The organism is Methanobrevibacter sp., from assembly GCF_017539065.1.
Taxonomy (GTDB): Archaea; Methanobacteriota; Methanobacteria; order Methanobacteriales; family Methanobacteriaceae; genus Methanocatella.
Window position 1 is genome coordinate 18,309 of the sequence record NZ_JAFYHP010000025.1, and the last position, 11,455, is coordinate 29,763.

At 32.9% G+C, this 11,455-nt stretch carries 12 protein-coding genes; 5 read left to right on the forward strand and 7 right to left on the reverse strand.

Annotated features, from left to right (window positions below):
* Positions 1–9: 9 nt before the first annotated feature.
* The 4 genes from IKS50_RS06575 to IKS50_RS06590 all read right to left on the reverse strand — a co-directional run bounded on the left by IKS50_RS06575 (position 10) and on the right by IKS50_RS06590 (position 3,313).
* The gene (locus IKS50_RS06575) at positions 10–849 is read right to left on the reverse strand and encodes a MotA/TolQ/ExbB proton channel family protein (protein WP_292847235.1); all 840 of its coding nucleotides are present in this window, start codon (positions 847–849) and stop codon (positions 10–12) included.
* A 92-nt stretch (positions 850–941) separates the two neighbouring features.
* On the reverse strand, positions 942–1,556 hold the full coding sequence (gene rnhB, locus IKS50_RS06580; protein ID WP_292847252.1) for a ribonuclease HII: 615 nt from the start codon (positions 1,554–1,556) through the stop codon (positions 942–944).
* A gap of 42 nt (positions 1,557–1,598) precedes the next feature.
* Complete coding sequence (locus tag IKS50_RS06585; RefSeq protein WP_292847255.1) at positions 1,599–2,672, reverse strand: rod shape-determining protein; 1,074 nt, start codon at positions 2,670–2,672, stop codon at positions 1,599–1,601.
* A 2-nt stretch (positions 2,673–2,674) separates the two neighbouring features.
* The gene (locus IKS50_RS06590) at positions 2,675–3,313 is read right to left on the reverse strand and encodes a hypothetical protein (protein WP_292847258.1); all 639 of its coding nucleotides are present in this window, start codon (positions 3,311–3,313) and stop codon (positions 2,675–2,677) included.
* A gap of 382 nt (positions 3,314–3,695) precedes the next feature.
* Between IKS50_RS06590 and IKS50_RS06595 the strand changes: the two genes are divergently transcribed.
* Genes IKS50_RS06595 through IKS50_RS06610 form a run of 4 tightly spaced genes read left to right on the forward strand, consistent with a single transcriptional unit; the run spans position 3,696 to position 6,746 of the window.
* A complete protein-coding gene (locus tag IKS50_RS06595; protein ID WP_292847261.1) occupies positions 3,696–4,391 on the forward strand; it encodes an archaetidylserine synthase in 696 nt (231 codons plus the stop codon).
* 57 nt (positions 4,392–4,448) lie between these two features.
* A complete protein-coding gene (locus tag IKS50_RS06600) occupies positions 4,449–5,618 on the forward strand; it encodes a hypothetical protein (protein ID WP_292847264.1) in 1,170 nt (389 codons plus the stop codon).
* Between the two features lie 36 nt (positions 5,619–5,654).
* Positions 5,655–6,374 carry a sortase gene (locus tag IKS50_RS06605; protein WP_292847267.1) on the forward strand — a complete coding sequence of 240 codons (720 nt, stop codon included), beginning with the start codon at positions 5,655–5,657 and terminating at the stop codon, positions 6,372–6,374.
* A complete protein-coding gene (locus tag IKS50_RS06610; RefSeq protein ID WP_292847270.1) occupies positions 6,375–6,746 on the forward strand; it encodes a dihydroneopterin aldolase family protein in 372 nt (123 codons plus the stop codon).
* On the opposite strand, the gene mfnA is transcribed toward IKS50_RS06610, so the two are convergent.
* The 3 genes from mfnA to rplJ form a co-directional block, all read right to left on the reverse strand.
* Positions 6,743–7,903 carry a tyrosine decarboxylase MfnA gene (mfnA, locus tag IKS50_RS06615; RefSeq protein ID WP_292847273.1) on the reverse strand — a complete coding sequence of 387 codons (1,161 nt, stop codon included), beginning with the start codon at positions 7,901–7,903 and terminating at the stop codon, positions 6,743–6,745. The genes IKS50_RS06610 and mfnA overlap by 4 nt on opposite strands.
* Positions 7,904–7,954: 51 nt before the next feature.
* Positions 7,955–10,228 carry a phosphoenolpyruvate synthase gene (ppsA, locus tag IKS50_RS06620; protein WP_292847276.1) on the reverse strand — a complete coding sequence of 758 codons (2,274 nt, stop codon included), beginning with the start codon at positions 10,226–10,228 and terminating at the stop codon, positions 7,955–7,957.
* A gap of 178 nt (positions 10,229–10,406) precedes the next feature.
* Positions 10,407–10,889 carry a 50S ribosomal protein L16 gene (gene rplJ, locus IKS50_RS06625; RefSeq protein ID WP_292847279.1) on the reverse strand — a complete coding sequence of 161 codons (483 nt, stop codon included), beginning with the start codon at positions 10,887–10,889 and terminating at the stop codon, positions 10,407–10,409.
* 204 nt (positions 10,890–11,093) lie between these two features.
* Here rplJ and IKS50_RS06630 point away from each other — a divergent pair, with 204 nt between their 5' ends.
* Entirely contained in the window at positions 11,094–11,339 is a 246-nt protein-coding gene (locus IKS50_RS06630) for a KEOPS complex subunit Pcc1 (RefSeq protein ID WP_292847282.1), read from the forward strand.
* The last annotated feature ends 116 nt before the right edge of the window (positions 11,340–11,455 follow it).

The window sequence follows — 11,455 nt, forward strand, 5'->3', positions numbered from 1 at the left end:
TTAATCACCTTATTGTCTAAGTTTACTTTCAGTAATCTCAGCATTAACATTACATTTCTCTAAAATAATATTTGCAATACTTTTATCTAACATACTTGGCTTAAAAGAAACTTTAATATTAGCGTATGGATCAGAAATTAGTCTAGTATTTACAACACCTTCAGCCTCTTGCAAAGCTTCGAGTGCGCATTCTACATTAGAATCAACCCTTACTTTAACAACTGCGAATCCCCAGTTAGTCATTTTTGTAGCAAGTTCGATTTTATCCATTTCTGCTTCAATAAGACCTTGAATATAAGTATAAATAGGCAATAATACAATAGCTACCAAAAGACCCATAATAGTGGTTGTCAAAGCTACATAAATACCTTCTGCCATTGCAGCAGAATCCGGATGAACCCCTAATGATTTAAAAGTCATCCAAATACCTATAACAGTACCAATCAAACCTAAAAAAGGAGCAAGTTCAGTTAAAGTTTTAAGTGTATTTAATCCTTTAGTCATTTTAGCTACTTCAACTATGAAAATTTGTTCCATACTTTCTTCTACTTCAGTTTTATTTTTATAACCAATTTTTAAAGTTTCAGAAACGATTTTAGAAATAGGATTTTTAAAACCATTAATTTGTTTTAAAGCTTCAACAGCACCTCCTCTTTCCATTGATGCTGTTACAACACCGAATATCTCAGTTGTATCGACTTTACTAATTCTTTTAAGATATGCAATTTTTCTCAATGAAATAACTAAACCATAAATACCTACAAAAAGAATTATATAAGTAATAATTCCTCCCTGAGTAAAAATATCCATTATTCCATCAATGAAAGGCATAATAAACTCAATAATCATATTTATCCCTATAATATATTATTTTCAAAAATCATTTATAAGAATACTATATTAATTCATATACTTAAATATTTTTTAAAAAAAAATAGAAATTATTTCATTTTAGCCACAGTATTCCAAGATCTTCGAACAAAATCTGGCATTTCATCATAAGTATAATTACTTAAGAAATTTTTTGTTGTTGGATCAGATGGATAACCGGAACCAATCCCTCCAGATTTAATATATTCCTTATTAATTTCTGCAATTTGAGCATCTCTTTCGGCCTTTGCAATAATAGACGCAGCCCCCACCGGAATATAAGTGTCATCAGCTTTATGCTCTGCGACAATATCAAATCCGGTGTCATTTCTGAGATTTTCTTGAAATCTTTCAGCTTTCACATCTACAGCATCGACAATAGCTTTTTCGGGTTTTAACCTTAAAATTAATTCTTCCATAGCATTCTTTTCTATTTCATTAAGATTAATGCCCTCTGCTCTCATCTCATCAATTTCACGAGCAGAAATTATAATAATGTCATATTCAAACATTTTCTTCAATTTACGAGACAAGATAGTGCGGCGGTTAGGAGTTAACCTTTTTGAATCCTTCACACCCATTCTTTCCAAGACCTTTTCCATTTTTTCAGGAACAATGACTCCTGCAATGACCATTGGCCCTAAAACAGACCCTCTACCTGCCTCATCAACACCTAAAATATCCATAAAAATCAAAAAAATAAAAAAAAGAAGAGAAATAAAATAAATTTATTTCATAGCCCTAAGACGGACTTCAGGTTCTAATGCTAAAGGTTCGGCAGCGACAATTGCAGTTCCTTTTGCTACAACAGTCATTGGATCATCAGAAATTTCTATTGGTATGGAGATTTCATCAAAGATTCTTTCTTTTAATCCGCGAAGTCTTGAACTTCCACCAACTGCAACGGAGTTATTGTAAACACCCATCATTAATTCTGGAGATAATCTTTCTAATATTACGTCTAACCCTTCAGCAATTCTTTGCATGTATGGTTCTACTGCATCTGCAACGAGCATTGAATCAATAACAACTTTTTTAGGCCTATTGGTTTCTAAGGATTTACCGATAACTTCAACACTTAAGTTTTCAATTTGTTCGGAACAGTGCACCATTCCGACTTCGATTTTTGCAGCTTCTGCATCATGAATACCTATTGCTACATCATATCTTTCTGCTACAAGCTCGACGATTTTATTATCAATATCGTCTCCACCACATCTAACAGTTTCAATATCATTAATGCCGCCAAGAGAAATGATTACAATATCAGTTGAACCTGCACCAATATCTACAACCATAGTACCGTTCGGTTCTGCTATAGGTAGTCCTGCACCGATAGCTGCAGCCAATCCTTCACTAATTACTAAAATGTTTTGTGCACCAGCTTTTCTTCCGATTTCTTCTGCAGCATTCTTCTCTACTTCAGAAGCATCTCCCGGAATACCGATGACAATTCTTCCTACGGTTTCCCCTTCATTAATACCAATTTGCATTGCTTTGATGAGTAATGCTTGTGCTTGTGCAACATTTTCGATGACTCCTTTTTTCAAAGGCCTGACTGCAAGAATATCTTCAGGAGTTCTTCCGAGCATTCTTTTAGCTTCTTCACCAACCGCTAAAACTTCAGTAGGGTCATCTTTTTTAACTGCAACAACAGAAGGTATTTGATATAAATCAAACTTGTCACCTGATGGTTTCGCAATTACTGTATTTAAAGTTCCTAAATCTATTCCTAAACTGTTACTAATAACTTTAGTATCTTCAGTTTGTGGTTCTTCCTCTTCATTTCCAAAAATATTCATGATTAATCCTCCGTTACAATGTCTCTGAAATCTATAACGAAAATCTTATTAGATGTAGCTATGCTTTGAACTTTTCCAACATCACCATCTCGTTCAATGGAAAGTAAAACTGTTGACAGAACAATTTCATTTGCATTGTAAAATGGTTTAAGAGCAGACTTAATGAAGTTTGGTAATCTAACATCACTGCTAAGATCAATATCAATGAAATTAGTAGTTTGAGATTCTTTAATAATTGAAATAGGCATTTTAGATTTATTCACAACAGAAACTGTGTTTCTGATTATATTATCCGGGCCTACAAGCACCATCATGTTAGGCTCTTCAATTAAATAATTTTTTGAAATTTGAATGAATGCTCCACCACGTTTAAGAGTTTCATTTTTAAAATCATTGAAGATTAAAGCATTTCCATGAAGCATGATAAAATCGAATTTTTTATCGAAGTTACCTTCTTTAAGAATTACATGTTCTCTGAATAATATGTTAATCTTATGATTTGAGGCAATGGCTTTATATGCCATACTATCAACCAAATCAACATTTCCTGCAATTACACACCAATCTTTTTGAATTTGGTAATTCTCACTTGATGTATACTTTGCAGCTTGTCTGAGAATACGTATATTATCTTCAATCATTTGATTACTCGCAATTCATTAATACAACTTCTTTTTCAAATAAACTTATAAAAACCATCTATAAGTATTAATGAATGCCATTTAATACTTTAAAAATGGAATTTATAGCTATTTTTTAAAGTCTAACAATTAATATTTATTAAAAATATTATTATATATATTTTATCTTTTAATGGTTTATTTTAAAAAAAAATATTGTAAAAATTAAAAAAAAACAAAAATTACATTAATATATAATGAAATAATTAAATATAAAAAGAATTAAGATTACATCTAAAAATAACATGTTGATTTAATTATATTAATGTATAAATTAAATTGAGGCAGAATTAAAGCATAATTTAATAAGAAAGGAAAATAAAACTATTATTGGAGTTAAAATATGAGTAATATAAACACAGATATGAAAAGTTTTATTGCAATATCAGACATCATATCATTATTAAATATGAGTTCTGGATTTTTATCAATCATCAGTTCAATAAACCATAATTTTGAACTGGCAGCAATCCTTATGATTATTGCAATCATGTTTGACTCAGTAGATGGTTGGGTAGCAAGAAAAACAAATAGGCAAGATGATTTGGGCTTCGGAAAAAATATCGATTCCTTATCAGATATAATTTCATTCGGAGCTGCGCCAGCAGTATTTATTTATATTTGTATTAACACCACCCCAGGCATTTTCCAAACAATTGTAATGCTTGTTAGCTTATTAATCGTTATTTGTGGAGTTTTAAGGTTGACCAGATATAATGTAATTGCGGGCAAAATTGATACCGAAGACTTTATCGGTTTTCCAATTCCTGGAATCTCATTTATCATAGCAACATTATATCTAAGCGGATTATTTACTCCTTCACTTGCATTAATCTTAAGCATAATTGTTTCATTATTAATGATTAGCAACATCAGATATCCTAAATTTGACAATATTCCAATAATTGGAATATCCTGCGTATTAATAGTATTGCTAATCCTTCCGATTAACATCAACATATTTAACATTAATCCTGCTGGATTATTATTACTTTTATTTTGTCTATATTACCTAATAATTAATTTAATTAAAAGATAACGCCACTGTACTCCTATTAATTAAATTAACCATCTAAAAATTAAAGGAGTATTAAAAATGAACAATAGAAAACCAAGAGATCCATTATATCCTAGAGGTTTTGAGCAAACACAAGAACTCAGAAACCAAATCTCTGAAGAGTTTCCAAAACCAAATGAAAAAGAAGATGATGAATTAACACCACTCAAGCGATTAAACCATAAGTTAGGAGTTTATCTATCTCCAAAATCTGTAGATATAAGTGATAATGAGAAGAAAAGAAAAATTGGAATTATTATAACTACGATAATCATATTTACCTTGATTATTTCTGCATATTATTTCATAGTATATGAACCTGCACAGCAGGAGTTATCACTTGCAAAAACAACAAAACTTAATGAACTTCATGACTTATACTCAGGAGCACTAACAACCTCCCCAAATGCAATGATTTTAGAAAATCACATTAATGATGCAAAAACCCCTGAAGAAATCTCAGCAGTGAATATTATACTCGAAGCAACAAAAGATTGGCGCTCCTATCAGAAAAAAACTGTAAATTCAAATATGGACAAATATGGCAGAATCATGGCAGTTTATGAAAATGAAAGCAACACAATTATGCCCTCTTCAGAAGCAATGAAGATAATAAATGAAAATGATGCGACTATCCTTTCAAAAATCAAATTTGAAGAACCGAATACCGTATCCGTGCCCATTTTAGTTTCAAGACTCCAAGCCGGAGCGGGACTTGTAAAAGTGGGAAGCATAGTTGATATCTACACAAATTCTAATGGGACTTATGAAGACAATTCAACTAACCGAACCTGTCCTGAAATAAGCGGATGTACAGTTTTATCAATTATGAGATATGAGGAAAACGGGGAAATTGATTCGGAATATTCAAAAACCAAAATGACAGTTAAAGGAAATACTACTTACCCAAAAGAAAAGACTAAAGGTTTCTCATCAGATGTGCTGGAAATGATTAAAGGTGCAATTGTTGAAGGTTATGATGAACACGAAACTTATGAATTGCTGAAAGGTTATGGGGTGAAATTATCTAATTATGAACGGGAAATTAATTTAGGCGATTTAGACGCACAATACATGCTCTTAATAGAAACTCCTCAAGATAAAGTGAACTATATTTTAGAGAATATGGACAATATCGTCTTAACAATACCGACTTCCGAGGCACCGGATTGGATGGTTTCAGAAATAAGTTCAACTTATCAATATTAAAAAAAGTATTATACTAGATTTAACAAAACTGATACTATGAATAAACCTACCATTTCAACAATAATTGTGATAATTTGTTTATTGATTATTGGATTATATGCCATGGGAGAAGTGAATTACTTTTCATCAAAGATAATAGTTGAGAAAAACATTGATGCTCCCAAAGTAATAATCTCCTCAATTGGAGTTAATGAGAAAATTAATAATAAATCTTTGGATTTGGGTGTTTTAAGTGACCCTGGCGAAAATATTCCAACTAAAGGCCCAATTGCACTATGGGGACATAGGACACTTCAAGGGTCTCCATTTTTAAGGCTGAATGAACTGGGAAATGGTGATACATTCATCCTTGAATGGCCGGAAGTTGGAGAATTGAAGTATGAAGTTGTCAATACAACAATCGTGCCTGAAACATATGACTTCAATCCTGTTGGAAACAACACTACCTATTTGATTACATGTGATCCTATCGGATCAACAGAAAACAGGATGATCGTTCAGGGAGAATTAATTGAAAAAAGTCCGTTAAACACTAAAATCATAAAAGACAATCCGCAAGAGGCAAATGCTCCTATAATTTCAGCAATATTCCTAGTTTTAGGACTGATATTCAGTTTCTTCTATCCAAAAGACAACAGAATATACATTTTAGCGACAGTGTTGATTATTTCAGCCGTTTTGTTCTATTGCTGCATTAATCCAATACCTTCGGAACTGATTTTCGATAAAATAATATTCTTAAATGGAGGATTATAAATGGATGTCGATAAGGAATACTTTTCAAATATAACCACAAGAGAAAGAGCGATATTCGAAGGCGCCATCAGTATGGGTGCCTTATTCCATCAATTTGTAGGAACTCCTGTCAATAAAGATACAAAAGAAAGCTTAGAAAGAGCTATGGAAGAGTCTTTAAATTTGCAACCTGCAATTGAAAAGGTAGAAGTTGAAATCAGATTTGACAAGCTTGAAGAATCCATGACAGAATTTGACTATACTTCCCTTACAGGAGATATGCTTGACGTAAAAATCCATACAAAAGTAGATGACGTTGTGGCAATAATAAGGATTGAATTCATTGAAGAGTTAAACTATCCATTAATGTATGTGGAAGAAATTAAAGATTAGAAAATATCTTTTAAATCATTTAATAACTCTTCTAAATGATTTCTTTTAACATGATTCATTAAGACTACTCTTATTGACGGAATCGGGCATTTTGCAACAGACACTTCCCAGCCCAATTCTTCTAATTTTTCAGCCAATTCATTAGTTTGCATATTCGGATGGTTAAATGCGACAATATTTAATTCCGGTTCGCAAACCAATTCGTAACCTAATTCTTTTAGACTTTGAGCAAAGAACTTTGTGTTTTCCATTAAATCATTAGCAAGTTTTGAATATCCTTCTTTTCCAAAGTATTTCATTATTGCATAAGTTGCTGCTGATGAAGCTCCAAGACGAGTTCCGACAATTGTAGATTGTGTCTTTACGGTCAAATATGGGGAATCGACAGCCATAACTTCCAAATATTCTTCACGTCTGAAGATTATTCCTCCTGCAGGAATTGGAGCCAATCCCATTTTATGAGGATCTACTGTTATGGAACAAACACCTTCAAGTGAAAAATCAAAAACCGGCAAGTCATAACCTATTTCCTTTAAGAATGGAATTGAAAAACCACCAAAAGCGGCGTCGACATGGAAATAGATATTATGTTCAAGAGCAATTTTGGAAATCTCTTCTATCGGATCGATTAAACCCAATTCAGTGGTTCCGGCAATTGCAACGATAGCTACGGTTTTGTCAGTAATGGAATTTTTAACTGATTCGACATCAATCTTATAATTGTTATCCAATTCAGCCTCGACAATCTTTAAGTTCAGCATGTCTGCGGCCTTTTTGAATGAGAAATGAGCAGATGCAGGCATGATGATTTCACCATCGGTTATTCCCTTATATTTTCTTGCATGATTTCTTGCAGCCCTTATGGCCATAAGATTTGCTTCTGTTCCGCCGGTTACAATATTTCCATAAGCATTATCAAGAGATAACAATTCGCCAATTGATTTTACAACTTCATTTTCAATTTGTTTAGTACCTTTAAAAAGACCCGGATCTCCTAAATTAGTATCTAAAAATTTGCAATAGACTTCTTTAGCAAATGGATGCGCTTCTGTACACATTGAGCCCAAAATTCGTCCATCTGCATAGTCATGGTCTAAACTATGAAGTTCTTCTAACTCTTTCAATATGTCCTGTTTATCAATTGGCTTATCTTCCATAAAGTAACCTAAATAATTAAATTAAAATAAAAAAAAGAAATGAAAAGATTATTATAGACGTTTACGAGCAGCGTCAAGAATAATCTTTTGCTCAGCACGAGCAACAGTTTTTCTCACATCAGCAATAGCATCAGTATTTGATGATACGCTTGAAATACCGAATTCAACAAGTTTTTCAACAATGTGTGGCACACTACCCGCTTGACCACAGATACTGCATTTAACACCTGCTTCGGCACATTTTCTGATTGTTCTTTCAATCAGTTTCATTACTGCAGGGTGTTCTTCAGTGTAGTGTTTTGCTACGAACTCGTTGTTTCTGTCAACCGCAAGAGTATATTGAGTTAAATCGTTGGTTCCTAAACTTACAAAGTCTATTCCAACTTTAATATATTCATCAATCAATATTGCAGCTGCTGGAATTTCAACCATCATTCCAAAGTCAACATCTTTGTGAGGTTCAAAACCAATTTCAGAACAAAGTGCTTTTGCCTTTATGAGTTCTTCTGGACTTTGTGATAAAGGAATCATAATTCCAATGTTGGTGTATCCTTTTTCATGTAATTTTTTAATAGCTTTAAATTCACATTTAAGGATTTCAGGCTGGTCAAGTTCTCTTCTAATACCTCTCCAACCAAGCATTGGGTTGTGTTCCCTAGGTTCATTTTCTCCACCTTCCAATGTGATGAATTCATCGGTTGGCGCATCTAATGTTCTGTACCATACCGGTCTTGGATAGAATGCATCTGCTACAATTTGTACATTATCTGCAATTGTATCGATTAATTCATCTTCTCTTCCGTCAGCAATGAATTTGCCTGGGTGAACACCTGAGGTTAACATTAAATGTTCTGTTCTTAAAAGTCCAACACCATCCGCACCAGTTGCTGCTGCTTTTTCTGCTGCTTCCGGCATACTTACATTAGCTTTAACTTCAGTTACAGTAATTATTGGAGCTGCTTCAACTGTTCCCGCTACAGCGGTTGCTTCCTCTTTGGTTTGTGTAATTCCATCGAATACTAATCCTTTTTTACCGTCTAAGGTAACTCCGGAATTTTCTTTTAATGTGGTTGTAGCATCACCAGTTCCTACAACACAAGGAATTCCAAGTTCACGGGAAATGATTGAAGCATGACAGGTTACTCCACCCTCATCAGTTACAATACCGCTTGCTCTTCTCATAGCAGGCACCATATCTGGAGTGGTCATTGTTGTAACCATTATGTCTCCATCTTTAATCTTATCTAATTCGTCAATGTCTAAGACAATTTTGACTGTACCGGCAGCCATTCCTGGACTTGCTCCAAGACCTCTTACAAGAACATCGCCTAAATCAGAAGAAGCATCTCCAGTTTCTTCTTCAACATCACCAAGAGTGGTGATTGGTCTTGCTTGCAATAAGAATAACATATCTTTTTCAAATGCCCATTCAGTGTCCATAGGTTCGCCGTAATGCGCTTGGACGGTTTTACCCATTTCAGTTAATTCAATGAGTTCCTCATCGGACAATACTCTTTCTTTTCTTTTGTCTTCAGGAACATCAACTTTTACACTGGTACCGTTTTCATCATTAGTGTACATTACCTTTTTGTCACTAATTGTTACATTGACTATTTCATTGTTCTTTTTATCAACTTGATAGTTATCAGGAGTTACATCACCGGACACTACTGATTCTCCAAGTCCCCAGGACCCTTCAATCAAAGCAATTTCTTCACCAGTGGATGGGTTTACGGTAAACATTACTCCAGCCTTATCAGCATTTGCCATTTTTTGCACAACTACTGCAATGTAAACTTTTGAATGTTCAAAGTTGTTTTCTTCACGATAGAAAATTGCTCTTGCCTCAAACAATGAAGCCCAACATTTTCTGATGTATTCAATTACTTCATCATCACCGGATACGTGTAAGAAAGTATCTTGTTGGCCTGCAAATGATGCTTCAGGCAAATCTTCTGCAGTAGCAGATGATCTGATTGCCACATCAGTATCGTCCTCACCAACTCTTTGACAAAGTTCATTATAATATTCGCGAATAAACATAACTAAATCTTCTGGAATCGGGGATTCAACAATAATCTTTTTAATTTCTTCGGAAGCTGCTTGAAGAGCTTTGGTATCATTAATGTCAGTTTCTTCAAGAATGCTCATAACCTTACCATTAATTCCAGCCTCATCCATGAAATATTCATAAGCTTGTGCAGTTACTACAAAACCCGGCGGTACTGGAATACCTGCTTGGGTTAATTCACCCAAATTAGCACCTTTTCCACCGGCAATTCCAATATCGGATTTAGATAAATCCTCAAATTTTACAACATACATGAAATATAACCTCTGGATTAAAAATATATTACATTGACTAATGAATACATAGTCAATATTATATTTTAATATGATTTTTAGAGTTTAAATATTTAATGAAAAAAAGTTTGTAAATTAAAAATTAGAATAATAAAAATTAGAAAATAAAAAAAAGAGTAAAAAGATTAATTAAATAAATCTATTTAATTAATTCTGCGCCTTTGTCTACAACTATTTTACATGGAACTGGCATTTTCATGCCTGCTCTTTTCAATGCAACTTTAGCTTGTTCAAAGTTCTTTTCTTGACAATCGATAGTGATTATCCTTTGATCTTTTTTAACAATAGCTTCAACAGATATAGGTTTACCGAAAGCGTTTCTCATACCACTTTGTACCCTATCTGCTCCTGCACCGGTTGCCATTGGGTTTTCCCTGACGATTTGGTGAGGGTATACTCTTAATTTTAAGTGGTATCCCATTCTTCCTGCAGCTCTTTGCATTAATCTGTTAGAAGCAACCCTAGCAGCTTCTAAAGAGTTGTGTCTAATTTGAGCTGGTTTTTTAACAGCTAAACTTAATGAGACTGGGAATTCGTCTCTTAAGTTACCCATATCATATTGTACAATCCTTGAATTTGGGTTTTTTCTAATATATTCCTTTCTTGTATAAGCACGAACCATTATAATTCCTCCGAAATAAATATAAAATATTTTTAATTAAAAATAGCTAAAAATAGTGAATTTTCAACAATAGCTATATAAAAATTATATCATAATATAATAGAATACTATAATATATCAATTAAGTTATTAATAAAGGTTACCATATTTTTGAAATTTTGACCACAAAAATATTTTATGATAACTAATTATATATTATATATTATGAAGATTAATGGAAATCTTATTTTCAGGTATAGTGATGAAAAAAATGCAAAACTAGTATTTGAATCACTGGATGTGGACAATGGAAATTATCTAGAGTCTAAATTAAATGAGAATAAAATTGAATACAACATCAATAGTGATAAATTAGGTACTTTTCTTGCAACAGTTGACGATTTAATCGCTTCAGAAATTGTTGTTGAAAAAATTATTGAAAAAACTAGACTCTTTCAAAAACTTTGTTGATTTTCAAAATCCTTTTTGCGATTGTCATTCCAAATTAGATCTCTGCGATATATTCGTTTTAAAACGCCTCGTTTGGTCTTGAATGTTCGTTTTCTTGATTTTGGCATTGTTTTTTG

Bases quoted from the DNA above. Each gene is read 5' to 3' on its own strand.
- IKS50_RS06575 (WP_292847235.1), bottom strand. From the start codon at position 849: ATGATTATTGAGTTTATTATGCCTTTCATTGATGGAATAATGGATATT.
- rplJ (WP_292847279.1), bottom strand. From the start codon at position 10,889: ATGGTTCGTGCTTATACAAGAAAGGAATATATTAGAAAAAACCCAAAT.
- mfnA (WP_292847273.1), bottom strand. From the start codon at position 7,903: ATGGAAGATAAGCCAATTGATAAACAGGACATATTGAAAGAGTTAGAA.
- IKS50_RS06590 (WP_292847258.1), bottom strand. From the start codon at position 3,313: ATGATTGAAGATAATATACGTATTCTCAGACAAGCTGCAAAGTATACA.
- rnhB (WP_292847252.1), bottom strand. From the start codon at position 1,556: ATGGATATTTTAGGTGTTGATGAGGCAGGTAGAGGGTCTGTTTTAGGG.
- IKS50_RS06595 (WP_292847261.1), top strand. From the start codon at position 3,696: ATGAGTAATATAAACACAGATATGAAAAGTTTTATTGCAATATCAGAC.
- IKS50_RS06630 (WP_292847282.1), top strand. From the start codon at position 11,094: ATGAAGATTAATGGAAATCTTATTTTCAGGTATAGTGATGAAAAAAAT.
- IKS50_RS06600 (WP_292847264.1), top strand. From the start codon at position 4,449: ATGAACAATAGAAAACCAAGAGATCCATTATATCCTAGAGGTTTTGAG.
- IKS50_RS06610 (WP_292847270.1), top strand. From the start codon at position 6,375: ATGGATGTCGATAAGGAATACTTTTCAAATATAACCACAAGAGAAAGA.
- IKS50_RS06585 (WP_292847255.1), bottom strand. From the start codon at position 2,672: ATGAATATTTTTGGAAATGAAGAGGAAGAACCACAAACTGAAGATACT.
- IKS50_RS06605 (WP_292847267.1), top strand. From the start codon at position 5,655: ATGAATAAACCTACCATTTCAACAATAATTGTGATAATTTGTTTATTG.
- ppsA (WP_292847276.1), bottom strand. From the start codon at position 10,228: ATGTATGTTGTAAAATTTGAGGATTTATCTAAATCCGATATTGGAATT.